Origin of the sequence: Actinacidiphila guanduensis (genome assembly GCF_900103985.1) — a bacterium.
In the GTDB taxonomy this organism is placed as follows: domain Bacteria; phylum Actinomycetota; class Actinomycetes; order Streptomycetales; family Streptomycetaceae; genus Actinacidiphila; species Actinacidiphila guanduensis.
Map to the genome: position 1 here is coordinate 241,587 of NZ_FNIE01000009.1, position 16,562 is coordinate 258,148.

Here is a 16,562-nt window from a genome sequence, read left to right on the forward strand (position 1 = left end):
CCCGGTAGCCGATCCCGAAAGTAGGACATGGCCAAAAAGCAAGGCGCCATCGAGATCGAGGGCACCGTGATCGAGTCTCTGCCGAACGCGATGTTCAAGGTGGAACTGCAGAACGGTCACAAGGTCCTCGCGCACATCAGCGGCAAGATGCGGATGCACTACATCCGTATCCTCCCGGATGACCGGGTCGTCGTGGAGCTGTCTCCCTACGACCTGACGCGCGGACGGATCGTCTACCGATACAAGTAGATCTCACGACCCGGAGAACCTCAATTCCATGAAGGTCAAGCCGAGCGTCAAGAAGATCTGCGACAAGTGCAAGGTGATCCGCCGCCACGGCCGGGTCATGGTCATCTGCGACAACCTGCGCCACAAGCAGCGCCAGGGCTGACGCCCGCAGACCACCCCTGCATCCCGCAGATTCTTCGCGCGACGCACGATACGTACATACGCAGCGCCCATCCCCTGCCGAAGGGGATGACACCCCCGGAGGAGGCCGGGGACCCGTTCCGTACCTGATACGGCGGAAGGGAACCGGAGCTGTGGAAGACCTCCGACATCATCAGGAGCCAACGAGATGGCACGCCTTTCAGGCGTTGACCTCCCGCGTGAGAAGCGCGTGGAGATCGCCCTCACCTATGTCTTCGGCATCGGGCGCTCGCGCGCCCAGGAGATCCTGAAGAACACCGGTGTGAACCCCGACACCCGCGTCCGCGACCTCGCCGAGGACGACCTCGTCAAGATCGGCAAGTGGGTCGACGACAACTACACCACCGAGGGTGACCTGCGCCGCGAGATCCAGGCCGACATCCGCCGCAAGGTGGAGATCGGCTGCTACCAGGGTCTGCGCCACCGCCGGGGGCTGCCCGTGCACGGGCAGCGCACGCACACCAACGCCCGCACCCGCAAGGGCCCGCGTCGCGCGATCGCCGGCAAGAAGAAGCCGGGCAAGAAGTAGTCCGCAGCAGGACGCCGACCAGCGGTCTTCGCTGTAGGACCGACCACCTCCACCGGGAGAAACCAGGACATGCCTCCTAAGGGCCGTCAGGGCGCAGTCAAGAAGGTGCGCCGCAAGGAAAAGAAGAACGTCGCTCACGGTCACGCGCACATCAAGAGCACGTTCAACAACACCATCGTCTCGATCACCGACCCGCAGGGCAACGTGATCTCCTGGGCCTCCGCCGGCCACGTCGGCTTCAAGGGCTCGCGCAAGTCCACCCCCTTCGCCGCGCAGATGGCCGCCGAGTCGGCCGCCCGCCGCGCGCAGGAGCACGGCATGCGCAAGGTGGACGTCTTCGTGAAGGGCCCCGGCTCCGGCCGGGAGACCGCGATCCGCTCCCTCCAGGCCACCGGCCTCGAGGTGGGCTCGATCCAGGACGTCACCCCGACCCCGCACAACGGCTGCCGCCCGCCGAAGCGCCGCCGCGTCTGACCAGCTGATACAGGAGAACCGAGACAATGGCGCGTTACACCGGGGCCGACTGCAAGCGTTGCCGTCGGGAGAAGCAGAAGCTCTTCCTCAAGGGAGCGAAGTGCGAGAGCGCGAAGTGCCCGATCGAGATCCGTCCTTACCCCCCGGGTGAGCACGGACGCGGGCGCACCAAGGACAGCGAGTACCTGCTCCAGCTGCGCGAGAAGCAGAAGTGCGCGCGCATCTACGGTGTCCTCGAGAAGCAGTTCGTGAACTACTACAAGGAAGCGAACCAGAAGTCCGGCAAGACCGGTGAGAACCTTCTGCGCATCCTGGAGACCCGCCTCGACAACGTGGTGTACCGGGCCGGCTTCGCCAAGTCCCGCGACCACGCCCGTCAGCTGGTCCGGCACGGCCACATCACCGTCAACGGCCGCAAGACCGACATCCCGTCGGCCCGTGTCGCCGTGAACGACATCGTCGAGGTCCGCGAGTCCTCCCGCACCCTCACCCCGTTCCAGGTGGCACAGGGCGAGGCCGGCGAGAAGACGGTGCCCGCGTGGCTGGAGGCCAACGCCGGCAACCTGCGGATCCTCGTGCACAGCCTGCCCGAGCGCCAGGTGATCGACACCCAGGTGCAGGAGCAGCTGATCGTCGAGCTCTACTCCAAGTAGTCCCGGAGCAGGCTCGCCAGGGCAGGGCCGCCGCGGTACCACCGCGGCGGCCGTACCCTCGGTGGTACAGGGGGCGTCATATAGCGGGCGCCCACGACTGAAGGAACGAAGACATGCTGATCGCTCAGCGTCCCTCGTTGACCGAAGAGGTCGTCGACGAGTTCCGCTCCCGGTTCGTGATCGAGCCGCTGGAGCCGGGCTTCGGCTACACCCTCGGCAACTCCCTGCGGCGCACGCTGCTCTCCTCGATCCCGGGTGCGGCGGTCACGTCGATCCGGATCGACGGTGTCCTGCACGAGTTCACCACCGTGCCGGGCGTCAAGGAGGACGTCACCGACCTCATCCTCAACATCAAGCAGCTGGTCGTCTCCTCGGAGCACGACGAGCCGGTCGTGATGTACCTGCGCAAGCAGGGCCCGGGTGTGGTCACCGCCGCCGACATCGCGCCGCCGGCCGGTGTCGAGGTGCACAACCCCGACCTGGTGCTGGCCACCCTGAACGCCAAGGGCAAGCTGGAGATGGAGCTGACCGTCGAGCGCGGTCGCGGCTACGTCTCGGCGGTGCAGAACAAGCAGCAGGGCCAGGAGATCGGCCGTATCCCGGTCGACTCCATCTACAGCCCCGTGCTCAAGGTCACCTACAAGGTCGAGGCGACCCGTGTCGAGCAGCGCACCGACTTCGACAAGCTGATCGTCGACGTCGAGACCAAGCAGGCCATGCGGCCGCGTGACGCCATGGCGTCGGCCGGCAAGACCCTGGTCGAGCTGTTCGGCCTGGCCCGCGAGCTGAACGTCGACGCCGAGGGCATCGACATGGGCCCGTCCCCCACGGACGCCGCCCTGGCCGCGGACCTGGCGCTGCCGATCGAGGAGCTGGAACTCACCGTCCGCTCCTACAACTGCCTCAAGCGCGAGGGCATCCACTCGGTGGGCGAGCTGGTGGCCCGCTCCGAGGCGGACCTGCTCGACATCCGCAACTTCGGTGCGAAGTCCATCGACGAGGTCAAGGCCAAGCTCGCCGGCATGGGCCTCGCCCTCAAGGACAGCCCGCCCGGATTCGACCCCACCGCCGCCGCCGACGCCTTCGGCGCCGACGACGATGTGGACGCCGGCTTCGTGGAGACCGAGCAGTACTAATCCGTACGCACGGTGCCCTACAAGGGGCGCTGGGGGTACCCCCAGGCGTAGCTCTGGGGGAGGAACTGCGCGACCAGTTGGAGCGGTGTCGCGCTTCGCCACCGGCCCGAAGGGGCAGTCCGGTCCGCTCCGGACCGTCTGCCGGAACATGGCTGGTCGCGCAGTTCCCCGCGCCCCTGTAGGGAACCCCCCTTCGGGCGGGTAGCCCGAGAAGCTTCCGGGGCGGCAGCCCCGGGCACCGTCCTGGGGCGAAGCCCCGGACACCCCCGAGCTGGCAGCCGCCAGTTCGCACTGACACCGGTACCTGACACGGCCGGTGCAGCGAGAAGGAGAAAGACCATGCCCCAGCCCGCAAAGGGCGCCCGTCTGGGCGGGAGCGCCGCGCACGAGAAGCTGCTGCTCGCGAACCTCGCGAAGTCGCTCTTCGAGCACGGCCGCATCACCACCACCGAGGCCAAGGCGCGCCGGCTGCGCCCGGTCGCGGAGCGGCTGATCACCAAGGCGAAGAAGGGCGACATCCACAACCGTCGCCAGGTGCTGCAGCAGATCACGGACAAGGGCGTGGTGCACACGCTCTTCACCGAGATCGCCCCGCGGTACGAGAACCGCCCCGGTGGTTACACCCGCATCACCAAGATCGGTCCCCGTCGTGGCGACAACGCCCCGATGGCCGTGATCGAGCTGGTGGAGGCGCTGACCGTCCAGCAGACCGCCGTCAACGAGGCCGAGGCCGCCACCAAGCGCTCCGCCAAGGACCGCGCCGGTGACGAGGCCCTCGCCGAGGTGAAGAACGACACCCCGGCCGAGGACACCGTCGAGGACGCCGTTCCCGCCGAGGCGGACGCGGCTGCCGAGGAGTCTGCCGAGGACTCCAAGGACGCCTGAGCGTCCTGGTGACCCATGTGCGGGCCCGTACCCTCCGGGGTGCGGGCCCGCTCCACGTTCGACGACACGAGGAGCGACGGGTGAGCGAGGAGCCGGCGGCCGGGCTGGTGCGGGTGCGGCTGGACCTGGCGTACGACGGGGCCGCCTTCTCCGGGTGGGCCAAGCAGCGCACCCGGCGGACGGTGCAGGGCGAGCTGGAGTCGGCGATCGCCACGGTGCTGCGGCTGCCGGAGCCGGTGGAACTGACGGTGGCCGGCCGCACCGACGCGGGCGTGCACGCGCGCGGGCAGGTGGCGCATGTGGACCTGCCGGCCGAGGCGTGGGCCGAGGAGAGCGGGCGGCTGCGCCGGCGGCTGGCGGGACGGCTGCCGTGGGACGTGCGGGTCTGGCAGGTGGCCGAGGCGCCGGCCGGCTTCGACGCGCGCTTCTCGGCGATCTGGCGGCGGTACGCGTACCGGATCTCGGACCACCCGGCCGGGGTGGACCCGCTGCTGCGCGGGCACGTGCTCTGGCACGACCGGCCGCTGGACGTCGAGGCGATGAACGAGGCCGCGCAACTCCTGCTGGGCGAGCACGACTTCGCGGCGTACTGCAAGAAGCGCGAGGGGGCGACGACCATCAGGACGCTGCTCGACGTGCACTGGGAGCGCACGGCGGACGGGCTCGCGGTGGCCACGGTCCGCGCCGACGCCTTCTGCCACAACATGGTGCGGGCCCTGGTGGGCGCGATGATCCTTGTCGGCGACGGCCACCGCCCGGTCCCCTTCCCCGGCGAGGTCCTGGCGGGCCGCGTCCGCCACTCGGCGGTCAACGTCGTCCGCCCCCACGGCCTCACCCTCGAAGAGGTCGGCTACCCCCCGCCCGCCGACCTCGCCGCCCGCAGCCGCGCCGCCCGCAACCTCCGCACGTTGCCCTGTACGCGTTAGGGTCCGCGTCTGCCCGCCGTCGTATGGCTGGTCGCGCAGTTCCTCGCGCCCCTGGAAACCTCGTCCTTCACGCGCACGGCGAGGTGATCAGGGCCGCTCGGGGTACCCCCAGCGCCCCTTGAAAACCTCGCCCTTTGTGCGCAGGGCGAGGTGATCAGGGGCGCTGGGGGTACCCCCAGGCGAAGCTCTGGGGGAGGAACTGCGCGCCCAGCCACATGCGGGCGGCACTCGGCGGCTCAGGGAACCTTCGCGACGGGCAGCCGCACCCTACTGCCGAGCGGAGCGCGGCGGCTCAGAGAACCCCCGCGGCGGGCAGCCGCACCCCTACTGCCCAGCGGAGCGCGCGGCAGCGTCGCGGCCCCGTTGGACGATGCGGGCGAAGGCGAAGCTGGACGCGTCGTCGGCCGCGCGGAGGCCGAGCGTGTCGTTCTGGGGGAGCGTCTTGCCATTGCGGTAGCCCGCGATGGCGAAGTAGGCGTAGCGGCCCACCGAGTTGGACGTCATCTGGCAGGCCACGGCGTGGCAGAAGTCCGCCACCCCGCCCCCGTTGAGCGGCAGCACGTACTTCGCCGTGCTGTGCACCTTGGCCGCGTGGTCCTTGTCCGCGAAGACCGCGATGCCGACGGTGACGGCCATGTCCCCGTTGGTGTAGGTGGCCCGCACCATCTGGGTGCAGCCCTGCGCGGCCAGCGCGGGCGCGAGTTGGGCGGCGGCCGCGGCCGAGCACTGCTTGGTGCTCGTGGAGTTCGTCTTCACGTACGTCCGGCCCTGCCAGACGAACTGCTTGCCGGGGAAGAGCGAGTCCGCCGTGATCGGCGCCGTGTCCTTGGCCGCGCTGGAGATGAAGTCGCGCGGGTCCACGGGCGGCGGGGGAGCGACGGAGGAGAAGGACGGCTGCGGCGGCAGCGGCTGCGTGGAGCCCGCGCTCTGCGAACCGGTCGGGTTCGCGACGGTCTTGTCGGAGCTGCTGCCGGAGACGACCACAGCGGTGGCGACACCACCGGCTATGACGGCGACGGCGACCGCGCCCCCGACGAGCATCAGCACCTTGCGCCGCCGCTTGCCGCTCTCCTGCTGCTCGGCGAGCGCGTTCCAGTCAGGCGTCCCGGGTCCGCCGCCCGCGGGCTCCGCGGGCCGGCTCGCGGCGGCGGGCGCGCTCGGCTGCTGCGGCGGGTAGCCGTACCCGCCGCCCTGCGGGGCCGCCTGCTGCGGGTAGCCGTAACCGCCGGACTGCTGCGAGGAGTCGGTCCCTTGCGGCTGCTGCGGGAAGCCGTAGCCGCCCTGCTGCGGGCCGCCCTGCGGTGGGACCTGCGGACCACCCTGCGGGCCGCCCGACGGTCCGCCCTGGGCCCCGCCCTGCGGCCCCGGCTGCCCCTGCGGCTGCTGCTTCGGCGCGTCGCCGCCCTGCCCGGGCGCGGCCGCGAGCGCCTGCGGCGGTCCGGCCCACGTTCCGGGCGTGCCCGGGCGGACGCTGTAGGCGTCCACTCCTTCGGGTGCCTGCGCGAAGACCTGCCGCGGATCGGCGGGCTCGCGGCCGGAGGGGATCACCAGACCCTCGAGGACCTCACGGGAAGTTCCGGAGGGCTGGCTGCCTTGGCTACGGGGTTCCTGCGCGGGCTGCTGCCCGGACCCTTCACTCATGGGCGGCATCATATTGCCGCTCCGGCCGCGGAAAAGGACTTGGGGCGACTCCGTGGGCCGGGGAGAATCCGGCCCATGGGACATGTCGAAGCCGCGCACGTCGAGTACTACCTCCCGGACGGCCGGGCGCTGCTCGGCGACGTCTCGTTCCGCGTCGGCGAAGGCGCCGCCGTGGCCCTGGTGGGGCCCAACGGGGCGGGGAAGACGACCTTGCTGCGGCTGATCTCCGGCGAGCTGGCCCCGCACGGCGGCAGCGTCACCTCCAGCGGCGGCCTCGGCGTGATGCGCCAGTTCGTGGGCAGCGTCCGCGACGACCGCACCGTGCGCGACCTGCTGGTCTCCGTCGCCCACCCCCGGATCCGGGCGGCCGCCGAGGCCGTGGACGCCGCCGAGCTGGCGATCATGGCGCAGGACGACGAGCCGGCCCAGATGGCGTACGCCACCGCGCTCAGCGACTGGGCCGAGGCGCGCGGCTACGAGGCCGAGACGCTGTGGGACGTCTGCACCACCGCCGCGCTCGGCCTGCCGTACGAGCGGGCGCAGTGGCGCGAGGTGAAGACGCTCTCCGGCGGCCAGCAGAAGCGGCTGGTGCTGGAGGCGCTGCTGCGCGGCCCCGACGAGGTGCTGCTGCTGGACGAGCCGGACAACTACCTGGACGTTCCCGGCAAGCGCTGGCTGGAGCAGCAGATCGCCCAGACCCGCAAGACCGTGCTGTTCGTCAGCCACGACCGGGAGCTGCTCTCCCGGGCCGCCGAGCGGATCGTCAGCGTGGAGACCGGGCCCGCGGGCTCCACCGCCTGGGTGCACGGCGGCGGCTTCGCCACCTTCCACGAGGCGCGCAAGGAGCGGTTCGCCCGCTTCGAGGAGTTGCGCCGGCGCTGGGAGGAGGAGCACGCCAAGCTGAAGGCGATGGTGCTGCGGCTGCGGCAGCAGGCCGCCAACAGCCCCGACATGGCCTCCCGCTACCACGCGGCGCAGACCCGGCTGCGCCGGTTCGAGGAGGCGGGGGCGCCGCAGGAGCCGCCGCGCGAGCAGGACATCCGGATGCGGCTGAAGGGCGGCCGTACCGGGGTGCGGGCGCTGACCTGCGAGCGGCTGGAGCTGACCGGCCTGATGAAGCCGTTCGACCTGGAGGTCTTCTACGGCGAGCGGGTGGCCGTCCTCGGGCCCAACGGCTCGGGCAAGTCGCACTTCCTGCGGCTGCTCGCCGGCGACACCACGGTCGCCCACGAAGGGGAGTTCCGGCTCGGCGCCCGTGTGGTCCCCGGGCACTTCGCCCAGACGCACGCGCATCCCGAACTCGTCGGGCGGACCCTGGTGGACATCCTGTGGACCGAGCACGCGCGCGACCGCGGCCGGGCGATGTCGGTGCTGCGCCGCTACGAGCTGGAGCGCCAGGGCGACCAATCCTTCGACCGGCTCTCCGGCGGCCAGCAGGCGCGCTTCCAGATCCTGCTGCTGGAACTCGCCGGCTCCACCGCCCTGCTGCTGGACGAGCCGACCGACAACCTCGATCTGGAGAGCGCCGAAGCCCTCCAGGACGGGCTCGACTCCTACGAGGGCACGGTCCTGTCCGTCACCCACGACCGCTGGTTCGCCCGCTCCTTCGACCGCTACCTGCACTTCGGCACCGACGGCGTCGTCCGCGAGACGGCCGAGCCGGTATGGGGCGAGGAGTAGGGTCCCGCCCGGCTTCTAGCGGTGGATCGGCAGGGGCGTCGTGTCGATGAGGCGGCGGCCCGAACCGCCCCAGCGCAGCGAGATGACCTCCGCCATGATCGCCACCGCCGTCTCCTCCGGGGTGCGGGCACCCAGGTCGAGGCCGATGGGGGAGGCGAGGCGGGCGAGCGCGGACTCGGGCACGCCTGCTTCGCGCAGCCGGTGCAGCCGGTCCTCGTGCGTGCGGCGGCTGCCCATGGCGCCGATGTAGCGGGCGGGGGAGCGCAACGCCCGCTCCAGCAGCGGGATGTCGAACTTGGGGTCGTGGGTGAGCACGCAGATCACCGTGCTGTCGTCCACATCGACCCGGTCCAGGAAGCGGTGCGGCCACTCCACGACCAGCTCGTCCACCTCGGGGAACCGCTTGCGGGTGGCGAAGACCGGCCGGGCGTCGCAGACCGTGACGTGGTAGCCGAGGAAGGTGCCGATCCTGGCCACGGCCCCGGCGAAGTCGATCGCCCCGAAGACCAGCAGCCGCGGCGGCGGCGCGAAGGACTGCACGAAGACGGCGAGGTCGTCCCGGCGCTCCTCGCCCGCACGGCCCACCCGGACCACCTCGCTGGCGCCTTGGGCGAGCAGGCCCCTGGCCCGCTCGGTGATCGCCGCGTCCAGCCCGGGGTCGCCCAGCGAGCCCGCGGTGCCGTCGGCGTGGATCACCAGGTCGCGTTCGGGCGGGGTGCTGCCGGCGGAGCCGGGCCGGTCGCCCTGCCCGGCGTGCTCGTCCAGCAGCGAGGCCAGCGCGGCCGGCCGCTTCCCGGTGAGCGCCGAGAGCAGTCCGGGCAGCTGCGGGAAGTGGCCGCCGCCGGCCGGGCGGACCAGCAGTTCTATGGTCCCGCCGCAGGTCAGGCCCACGTCGAAGGCGTCGTCGTCGCTGACCCCGTAGGTGACCACCTGCGCCTGCCCGCTCTCGATCACCTCGCGGGCCAGCTCGTAGACCGCGCCCTCGACGCAGCCGCCGGAGACGCTGCCGATCACGTCGCCGTCCTCCCGGACGGCCATCGAGGCCCCGGGCTGACGCGGCGCGGACTTCCAGGTGCGCACCACCGTGGCGACGGCGAACCGCGCCCCGGCCGCCTGCCATTCGGCGATGCCCTCGGCGATGTCCCGCAACGCCCACTCCCTCCGCGAGCTGCCCCGGGCCCGCCGGGCGGCCCGCGGCCTGCCGGCCGCGGGGACCGGAGCCCCCTGCTTCCACGGCCGCGCCGGTCCGCCCGCGGTTCCGCCGGCTGCCGTTGCCGGGCCGGCGTCGTGCCAGTGTTCTGCCGCTTCCGTGTCGCTTTCGTGCCGCTGCGCGCCCGCCCGGTGCCGGCTGGTGTCCACCGGTGGGCGCAGACACACGCTACGCGAGCTGCGGCCCGGCACGCCATGGCCTGTCCCGGGCGGGCCGGGGCACCGTCGCGGAACGGTTCCGGGCCCACGTCCGAGCCCGCCGCCGCCCCGGGACGAACCGCGACCGAGCACGCCATGGGCGAGGATGTTCCAAGAGCTGCGCGCGGTCGGGGCCCGCTCACCGGATGCGGGTCCCCCCGCCCGGTGCGTGCGGGGACCATGGCCCGGGCGCGATGACCCGCACCCCGTGACCGCCGCCGGCCGCGCGCAAGGTCCCGGCCCGGTCCCGCGTCGCCCCGGCTGCGCCGGCCCCGTGCCGCCCGCCGTCCCAGGGCGGCGTTTTGACCCGCCAGGGCGGCCACGGGTATCCTGCGATGCTGTTATGCGTATTGGCTTGCTCTATCTCACGTGAGAGGCCCTTACGCCGGTCCACCGGGCCGATGACCAGCGGCAGGTACACGGGTTGCGTCCCCGGGTACGGCCACGGCTGTCGTGATCGTCCGGGTGGCCTTGTCAGGACCAATTCACCGAAGATAGCGAAGGCTCACGACCGTGCGTACGTACAGCCCCAAGCCCGGCGACGTCCAGCGCCAGTGGCATGTCATCGACGCGCAGGACGTCGTCCTGGGCCGCCTTGCCTCCCAGGCCGCGACCCTCCTGCGGGGCAAGCACAAGCCCATCTACGCGCCCCACGTCGACACCGGTGACTTCGTCATCATCATCAACGCCGACAAGGTGCACCTGTCCGGGAACAAGAAGACCCAGAAGATGGCCTACCGCCACTCCGGCTACCCGGGCGGCCTGCGCTCGGTGCGCTACGACGAGCTGCTCGCCAAGAGCCCGGAGAAGGCCGTCGAGAAGGCCGTCAAGGGCATGCTCCCGAAGAACTCCCTGGGCCGCCAGATGCTGACCAAGCTGAAGGTCTACTCGGGCGACCAGCACCCGCACGCCTCGCAGCAGCCGGTGCCGTTCGAGATCACCCAGGTCGCGCAGTAGTCCCGGCCACCCCCCTGACAGAGAGAACCGAGGAACATCGTGGCTGAGACCACCCCCGAGACCCCGCTCGCCGAGGGCGAAGAGACCTACGACGAGATCACGACCTTCGAGTCGGAGGCCGTCGAGGGCGAGTACACCTCCGAGTCGCTCGCCTCGCGGTTCGGCGACCCGCAGCCGGCCGCCGGCACCGGCCGCCGCAAGCGCTCCATCGCCCGCGTCCGGATCATCCCCGGCAGCGGCAAGTGGAAGATCAACGGCCGCACCCTGGAGGGCTACTTCCCCAACAAGGTGCACCAGCAGGAGGTCAACGAGCCGTTCAAGGTGCTGGAGCTCGACGGCCGTTACGACGTCGTGGCCCGCATCTCCGGCGGCGGCATCTCCGGCCAGGCCGGTGCGCTGCGCCTGGGCGTCGCCCGCGCGCTCAACGAGGCGGACGTCGACAACAACCGCGGCCCGCTGAAGAAGGCCGGCTTCCTGACCCGCGACGACCGCGCGGTCGAGCGGAAGAAGGCCGGTCTGAAGAAGGCCCGCAAGGCGCCGCAGTTCAGCAAGCGCTGACCCGTCGGCCGCCCCCGGCCGGGCGGCGCCCGCGCCTGCCCGCCGCAACGTGCGGCAACGCCCCGGAGGCACCTCGGTGCTTCCGGGGCGTTCGCATGATGAGCTGGGGGCGTATACGTGTGTACGTGTGCTTGTCGGGCTTGCAGGACGCGCTCGAGCCGCCGCAACGCATCGGAGGGAACACAGTGGGACGACTCTTCGGCACCGACGGGGTGCGGGGCATCGCCAACGCGGACCTGACCGCCGAACTCGCGCTCGGCCTGTCCGTGGCCGCCGCGCATGTGCTGGCCGAGGCCGGCAGCTTCGCCGGGCACCGCCCGGTGGCCGTGGTGGGCCGCGATCCGCGCGCCTCCGGCGAGTTCCTGGAGGCGGCCGTCGTGGCGGGCCTCGCCAGCGCGGGCGTGGACGTCCTGCGGGTCGGTGTGCTGCCCACCCCGGCGGTGGCGTATCTCACCGGCGCGCTGGGCGCCGACCTCGGGGTGATGCTGTCGGCGAGCCACAACGCCATGCCCGACAACGGCGTGAAGTTCCTGGCCCGCGGCGGCCACAAGCTCGACGACGAGCTGGAGGACCGGATCGAGGCCGTCTACGAGGAACATCGCACCGGCGCCCCGTGGAACCGCCCCACCGGCGCCGGCGTCGGCCGGGTCCGCGACTACGACGAGGGCTTCGACACCTACGTCGCCCACCTCGTCGCCGTGCTGCCCAACCGGCTGGACGGCCTGAAGATCGTGCTGGACGAGGCACACGGCGCGGCCTCGCGGGTCTCGCCCGAGGCGTTCTCAAGAGCCGGCGCCGAGGTGGTCACCATCGGCGCCCGTCCCGACGGCCTCAACATCAACGACGGCTGCGGCTCCACCCATCTGGAGCTGCTGCGGGCCGCCGTGGTCGAGCACGGCGCCGACCTCGGCATCGCGCACGACGGCGACGCCGACCGCTGCCTGGCCGTGGACGCCGCCGGCAACGAGGTGGACGGCGACCAGATCCTCGCCGTGCTGGCGCTCGCGCTGCGCGAGCAGGGCGCGCTGCGCAAGAACACCGTGGTCGGCACCGTGATGTCCAACCTCGGCTTCAAACTCGCCATGGAGCGCGAGGGGATCACCTTCGTGCAGACCGCGGTCGGCGACCGCTACATCCTGGAGGCGATGAAGGAGCACGGGTACGCGCTCGGCGGCGAGCAGTCCGGGCACGTCATCGTGCTCGACCACGCCACCACCGGCGACGGCACCCTCACCGGGCTGCTGCTGGCCGCCCGTGTCGCGGCCACCGGCCGGTCGCTGGCCGAACTCGCCGCCGTCATGGACCGGCTGCCCCAGGTGCTGGTCAACGTGCCGGACGTCGACAAGAGCCGGGTCGCGGCCGTGCCGGAGCTGGCCGCCGCCGTCACCGAGGCCGAGACCGAACTCGGCGCCACCGGGCGGGTGCTGCTGCGGCCCTCGGGCACCGAGCCGCTGGTGCGCGTGATGGTCGAGGCCGCCGACATCGACCACGCCCGCGCGGTCGCCGGCCGGCTCGCCGACGTCGTCAAGGCGACGCTGGGCTGAGCACCTGTCCTTCGTTCGTGGCCCGGCCCGCGCCCCGGGCCGCTCACAGCTTGCGCAGCCACAGCCGCCGGACCGTGTGGTCCGGCCCCTTGCGCAGCACCAGGGCGGCCCGGCTGCGGGTGGGCAGCACGTTCTGCTCCAGATTGGGCAGGTTGACCGTCCGCCAGATGGTGCGGGCGTAGGCCAGCGCCTCCTCCTCGGGCACCTGCGTGTAGCGGCGGAAGTAGGAGTGCGGGTCGAGGAACGCGGTCTCGCGCAGCTTGCGGAACCGGCCGAGGTACCACTGTTCGATGTCCTGCGTGCGGGCGTCCACGTAGACGCTGAAGTCGAACAGGTCGGACAGCGCGAGGCCGGTGCGGCCGTCGGTGCCGGGCAGCGCGGGCTGCAGCACGTTGAGGCCCTCCACGATCAGCACGTCCGGGCGGCGCACCGTCAGCCGCTCCCCGGGCACGATGTCGTAGACCAGGTGGGAGTAGACCGGCGCGCTCACCTCGGGGCGGCCGGACTTCACGTCGGCGACGAAGCGGGTCAGGGCGCGGCGGTCGTAGGACTCGGGGAAGCCCTTGCGGGACATCAGGCCGCGCCGCTCCAACTCGGCGTTGGGCAGCAGGAATCCGTCGGTGGTGACGAGTTCGACCCGGCGCCCGCTCCCGGGCGCCCCGGTCTCCTGCGGGCCCTGCGGAAGCGCGAGCAGGGCCTGCAGCAGGCGGGCGGTGGTGGACTTGCCGACGGCGACGCTGCCCGCCACGCCGATTACGAACGGGGTGCCGGGCTGGGCGCCCGCGCCGCCGGGGGCCGCGCCCAGGAAGGTGTTCAGGGCGCCGCGCAGGCCCGAGTGGGCCGCTATGTAGAGGTTGAGCAGGCGGGCCAGCGGCAGGTAGACGTCCACGACCTCGGTCAGGTCCACCACGTCGCCCAGGCCGCGCAGCCGCTCGACGTCCTCCGCGGTGAGGGTGAGCGGGGTGTGCTTGCGCAGGGCGCTCCACTGCTCGCGGGTCAGGTCCAGATAGGGGCTGGCGGCGGGCGGGGCGGTGGTGGTCGGCACGGCCCCATTGTCCCCCCAACGTCCAGGGTCGCCCCGGTCCGCCGGCGGCGCCCCCGCGTGGCGGCGCCCTAAGCTTTCCGGCATGGCGGGTGCGCGGGTGCGGCGAGCGGGGGCGGTGTGATCATCGGGGTCGGTATCGACGTGGCCGAGATCGAGCGGTTCGAGGCGGCGCTGGCCCGTACCCCGGGCATGGCCGAACGCCTCTTCACCGCCGGCGAGTTGCGGCTCGCCTCGGGCGCCCCCCGCGGCTCGGCCTCACTGGCCGCGCGGTTCGCCGCGAAGGAGGCCCTGGCGAAGTCGCTGGGCGCCCCTTCGGGCCTCAAATGGCTCGACGCCGAGGTCACCACCGACCCCTCGGGCCGCCCCCACCTCACCGTCCAGGGCACCGTGGCCGCCCGAGCCGCGGCTCTGGGCGTGACGAGCTGGCACGTCTCCCTCTCCCACGACGCCGGCATCGCCTCCGCCGTGGTCATCGCCGAGGGCTGACCCGGGCCGGACTCACCCCTCGCCCGGGGCCCGGCCCTCGAGCCGGTCGATCGAGGCGAGCAGCCGCCGTGCGTTCGCGGGGCTGCGCAGCAGGTGAGCGGTCTCGTCGAGCGACTCGTCGTCGGCGAGTGGGACCGCGACGACGGGCCCGGCGCCCTCGCGGATGACGGCGGTCTCCTCCGGGTCCTCGGTCACCGGGCGGGCACCTCGGCGTTCCGCGCGCGAAACTCGGAGTACGTCATGGTCCTCACGCACAAGCACCTCCTGGTCGGCAGGAAGCCACTCTGCCACGCAGCGGGCGGTGGCAAAGCTCCTTGCGGGAGCAGGAGAGACGGGGACCGCGGGGCAGAGTGCGGCGTCGACTGGAGGGCGGAGTATGCGGTACGGGCACAGTGTGGCGGCGGTACGGCGGGCTGAAGGGGCGCTCATGGCGCGGGTTGCCGAGGGGGCGCTGATGCAGCGGGCCGCCGCCGGGCTCGCCGCCGTCGGGGCCGACCTGCTCGGACGGGTGTACGGGGCGCGGGTCGTGGTGCTCGCGGGCTCCGGCGCGAACGGCGGCGACGCCCTGTTCGCCGCGGCCCGCCTGCTGCGCCGCGGCGCCTCCGGCACCGCCGTCCTGCTGTCGCCCGAGCGGGCGCACGCCGAGGGCCTGGCCGCCTTCCGCGCGGCGGGCGGCCGCGTGACCGGCGCCGAGGGCGGGCCCGCCGCGATCGCCCGCGCGGACCTCGTCCTCGACGGCATCACCGGCATCGGCGGCAAGGGCGGCCTGCGCCCGGAAGCCGAGCCGCTGGCCGAGGCCGCGCACGAGGCGCGGGCCGCGGTCGTCGCCGTCGACCTGCCCAGCGGGGTGGACGCCGACACCGGCGAGGTGCAGGGCGCGGCCGTACGGGCGGACGCCACCGTCACCTTCGGCACCTACAAGCCCGGCCTCCTCGTCGACCCCGCCGCCGAACACGCCGGCGCCCTGCGGCTGGTGGAGATCGGCCTGGACCCCGCCGAACTCGGGCCGCCCGAGTTGGAAGCGCTCCAGCACGCCGACGTCGCCGCCCTGCTGCCGCGCCCCACCGGCGAGAGCGACAAGTACCGCCGGGGCGTGGTGGGGGTCGTGGCCGGCTCCGAGCGCTACCCGGGCGCCGCCGTCCTCGCGGTGTCCTCGGCGGTACGCGGTGGCGCGGGCGCCGTGCGCTACGTCGGGCCCGGTGGCACCGCCGTCCTCGCCCAGCACCCCGAGACGCTGGTCTCCGACGGCTCCCCGCGCGGCGCCGGCCGGGTGCAGGCGTGGGTCGTCGGTCCCGGCCTCGGCGACGACGCGCGGGCCCGTACCGCCGTGGAGGAGGTGCTCCAGGCGCCGGTGCCCGCGCTGGTCGACGCCGACGGGCTGCGCCTGCTCAGCCCCGAGGCCGTCCGCCGCCGCGAGGCGCCCACCCTGCTCACCCCGCACGCGGGCGAGGCCGCCGCGCTGCTCGGCTGGAGCCGCGAGGACGTGGAGGCCGGGCGGCTGCGGGCGGTGCGCGAGCTGGCCGCGCGCTTCGGCGCCACCGTGCTGCTCAAGGGCTCCACCACCCTGGTCGCCGACCCTGACCCGGCCGTCCCGGTCCGGGCGAACCCCACGGGCACGTCCTGGCTCGCCACCGCGGGCAGCGGCGATGTCCTCTCCGGCCTGGCAGGTTCCCTCCTGGCCGCGGGTCTGCCGGCGAGGGACGCGGGCTCCACCGCCGCCTACCTCCACGGCATCGCCGCCCGCCTGAGCACCCCGCCCCTGACGGCCCCGGACCTGGCGGCGGCTCTCCCGGCGGCATGGCAGAACGTCTCGGGCGGGGCGTGAGGGAATCACCAAGGAGCCGGCCCGGAGCTGACACGGAGCCGACAAGGAGTCAACAGGGCCGCGCCGCACGGCGGTTCCACGGCTCGGTGCGGGTGCCGGGCGGGAGCCGGCGGCGGCGTTGCCGAGGCCCGGCGGCAGCCCGGTGGCGGACTCGATGCCGGCTCGGTCACCGGCCCGGGCGGCGGTGCAGCGGCTGTCCGGTCCGCAGCCGGTCCGCAGCCGGTCCGCAGCCGGACCACAGCCGGACCGCCGTCCGACTGCCGTCCGACTGCCGTCCGACCGCCGTCCCAACGTCTTCCCATCGCTGTCCCGCCGCAGGCCGGGCCCACCCCGCCCACCCCGTCGGACCCGCCTCACGATCCGCCGTACCCTCCCGCGGCGCCGCGC

At 72.9% G+C, this 16,562-nt stretch carries 18 protein-coding genes; 14 read left to right on the top strand and 4 right to left on the bottom strand.

Annotated features, from left to right (window positions below):
• Positions 1-27 precede the first annotated feature (27 nt).
• From infA to truA, 8 genes are all read left to right on the top strand, one after another.
• Entirely contained in the window at positions 28-249 is a 222-nt protein-coding gene (gene infA / locus BLR33_RS21135) for a translation initiation factor IF-1 (protein ID WP_003956442.1), read from the top strand.
• A gap of 28 nt (positions 250-277) precedes the next feature.
• Positions 278-391 carry a 50S ribosomal protein L36 gene (gene rpmJ, locus BLR33_RS21140; protein ID WP_003956441.1) on the top strand — a complete coding sequence of 38 codons (114 nt, stop codon included), beginning with the start codon at positions 278-280 and terminating at the stop codon, positions 389-391.
• 186 nt (positions 392-577) lie between these two features.
• Positions 578-958, top strand: coding sequence for a 30S ribosomal protein S13 (gene rpsM, locus BLR33_RS21145; protein WP_093786118.1), 381 nt, complete (start codon positions 578-580; stop codon positions 956-958).
• Between the two features lie 69 nt (positions 959-1,027).
• Complete coding sequence (gene rpsK / locus BLR33_RS21150) at positions 1,028-1,432, top strand: 30S ribosomal protein S11 (RefSeq protein ID WP_093786119.1); 405 nt, start codon at positions 1,028-1,030, stop codon at positions 1,430-1,432.
• A gap of 26 nt (positions 1,433-1,458) precedes the next feature.
• On the top strand, positions 1,459-2,085 hold the full coding sequence (rpsD, locus tag BLR33_RS21155; RefSeq protein WP_093786120.1) for a 30S ribosomal protein S4: 627 nt from the start codon (positions 1,459-1,461) through the stop codon (positions 2,083-2,085).
• A 113-nt stretch (positions 2,086-2,198) separates the two neighbouring features.
• Complete coding sequence (locus BLR33_RS21160; RefSeq protein WP_093786121.1) at positions 2,199-3,221, top strand: DNA-directed RNA polymerase subunit alpha; 1,023 nt, start codon at positions 2,199-2,201, stop codon at positions 3,219-3,221.
• 339 nt (positions 3,222-3,560) lie between these two features.
• Positions 3,561-4,106: a 50S ribosomal protein L17 gene (rplQ, locus tag BLR33_RS21165; protein ID WP_093786122.1), complete on the top strand. Its 546-nt coding sequence runs from the start codon at positions 3,561-3,563 to the stop codon at positions 4,104-4,106.
• Positions 4,107-4,186: 80 nt separating this feature from the next.
• Complete coding sequence (gene truA / locus BLR33_RS21170) at positions 4,187-5,032, top strand: tRNA pseudouridine(38-40) synthase TruA (RefSeq protein WP_093786123.1); 846 nt, start codon at positions 4,187-4,189, stop codon at positions 5,030-5,032.
• Positions 5,033-5,356: 324 nt separating this feature from the next.
• Here truA and BLR33_RS21175 read toward each other — a convergent pair whose 3' ends face one another.
• Positions 5,357-6,673: a hypothetical protein gene (locus BLR33_RS21175; RefSeq protein ID WP_143031728.1), complete on the bottom strand. Its 1,317-nt coding sequence runs from the start codon at positions 6,671-6,673 to the stop codon at positions 5,357-5,359.
• Positions 6,674-6,748: 75 nt separating this feature from the next.
• Here BLR33_RS21175 and BLR33_RS21180 point away from each other — a divergent pair, with 75 nt between their 5' ends.
• Positions 6,749-8,353 (top strand): ABC-F family ATP-binding cassette domain-containing protein, encoded by a 1,605-nt coding sequence (locus BLR33_RS21180; RefSeq protein ID WP_093786125.1) that lies wholly within the window; start codon positions 6,749-6,751, stop codon positions 8,351-8,353.
• Between the two features lie 15 nt (positions 8,354-8,368).
• On the opposite strand, the gene BLR33_RS21185 is transcribed toward BLR33_RS21180, so the two are convergent.
• A complete protein-coding gene (locus BLR33_RS21185) occupies positions 8,369-9,502 on the bottom strand; it encodes an XdhC family protein (protein ID WP_093786126.1) in 1,134 nt (377 codons plus the stop codon).
• A 771-nt stretch (positions 9,503-10,273) separates the two neighbouring features.
• On the opposite strand from BLR33_RS21185, the gene rplM reads away from it, so the two are divergent.
• The 3 genes from rplM (at position 10,274) to glmM (ending at position 12,819) form a co-directional block, all read left to right on the top strand.
• The gene (gene rplM, locus BLR33_RS21190) at positions 10,274-10,717 is read left to right on the top strand and encodes a 50S ribosomal protein L13 (RefSeq protein ID WP_093786127.1); all 444 of its coding nucleotides are present in this window, start codon (positions 10,274-10,276) and stop codon (positions 10,715-10,717) included.
• A gap of 39 nt (positions 10,718-10,756) precedes the next feature.
• Complete coding sequence (gene rpsI / locus BLR33_RS21195; protein ID WP_093786128.1) at positions 10,757-11,275, top strand: 30S ribosomal protein S9; 519 nt, start codon at positions 10,757-10,759, stop codon at positions 11,273-11,275.
• 185 nt (positions 11,276-11,460) lie between these two features.
• On the top strand, positions 11,461-12,819 hold the full coding sequence (gene glmM, locus BLR33_RS21200) for a phosphoglucosamine mutase (protein ID WP_093786129.1): 1,359 nt from the start codon (positions 11,461-11,463) through the stop codon (positions 12,817-12,819).
• A 43-nt stretch (positions 12,820-12,862) separates the two neighbouring features.
• On the opposite strand, the gene coaA is transcribed toward glmM, so the two are convergent.
• Positions 12,863-13,864: a type I pantothenate kinase gene (gene coaA / locus BLR33_RS21205; protein WP_407639705.1), complete on the bottom strand. Its 1,002-nt coding sequence runs from the start codon at positions 13,862-13,864 to the stop codon at positions 12,863-12,865.
• A 117-nt stretch (positions 13,865-13,981) separates the two neighbouring features.
• On the opposite strand from coaA, the gene BLR33_RS21210 reads away from it, so the two are divergent.
• Positions 13,982-14,350, top strand: a complete 369-nt coding sequence (locus BLR33_RS21210) for a holo-ACP synthase (RefSeq protein ID WP_093786131.1) — start codon at positions 13,982-13,984, stop codon at positions 14,348-14,350.
• A 12-nt stretch (positions 14,351-14,362) separates the two neighbouring features.
• On the opposite strand, the gene BLR33_RS21215 is transcribed toward BLR33_RS21210, so the two are convergent.
• The gene (locus BLR33_RS21215) at positions 14,363-14,545 is read right to left on the bottom strand and encodes a type II toxin-antitoxin system Phd/YefM family antitoxin (protein WP_245771550.1); all 183 of its coding nucleotides are present in this window, start codon (positions 14,543-14,545) and stop codon (positions 14,363-14,365) included.
• A 181-nt stretch (positions 14,546-14,726) separates the two neighbouring features.
• On the opposite strand from BLR33_RS21215, the gene BLR33_RS21220 reads away from it, so the two are divergent.
• Positions 14,727-16,175 (top strand): NAD(P)H-hydrate dehydratase, encoded by a 1,449-nt coding sequence (locus tag BLR33_RS21220; RefSeq protein ID WP_093786132.1) that lies wholly within the window; start codon positions 14,727-14,729, stop codon positions 16,173-16,175.
• Positions 16,176-16,562: the final 387 nt, after the last annotated feature.

Bases quoted from the DNA above. Each gene is read 5' to 3' on its own strand.
- infA (WP_003956442.1), top strand. From the start codon at position 28: ATGGCCAAAAAGCAAGGCGCCATCGAGATCGAGGGCACCGTGATCGAG.
- rpmJ (WP_003956441.1), top strand. From the start codon at position 278: ATGAAGGTCAAGCCGAGCGTCAAGAAGATCTGCGACAAGTGCAAGGTG.
- rpsM (WP_093786118.1), top strand. From the start codon at position 578: ATGGCACGCCTTTCAGGCGTTGACCTCCCGCGTGAGAAGCGCGTGGAG.
- rpsK (WP_093786119.1), top strand. From the start codon at position 1,028: ATGCCTCCTAAGGGCCGTCAGGGCGCAGTCAAGAAGGTGCGCCGCAAG.
- rpsD (WP_093786120.1), top strand. From the start codon at position 1,459: ATGGCGCGTTACACCGGGGCCGACTGCAAGCGTTGCCGTCGGGAGAAG.
- BLR33_RS21160 (WP_093786121.1), top strand. From the start codon at position 2,199: ATGCTGATCGCTCAGCGTCCCTCGTTGACCGAAGAGGTCGTCGACGAG.
- rplQ (WP_093786122.1), top strand. From the start codon at position 3,561: ATGCCCCAGCCCGCAAAGGGCGCCCGTCTGGGCGGGAGCGCCGCGCAC.
- BLR33_RS21175 (WP_143031728.1), bottom strand. From the start codon at position 6,673: ATGAGTGAAGGGTCCGGGCAGCAGCCCGCGCAGGAACCCCGTAGCCAA.
- BLR33_RS21180 (WP_093786125.1), top strand. From the start codon at position 6,749: ATGGGACATGTCGAAGCCGCGCACGTCGAGTACTACCTCCCGGACGGC.
- BLR33_RS21220 (WP_093786132.1), top strand. From the start codon at position 14,727: ATGCGGTACGGGCACAGTGTGGCGGCGGTACGGCGGGCTGAAGGGGCG.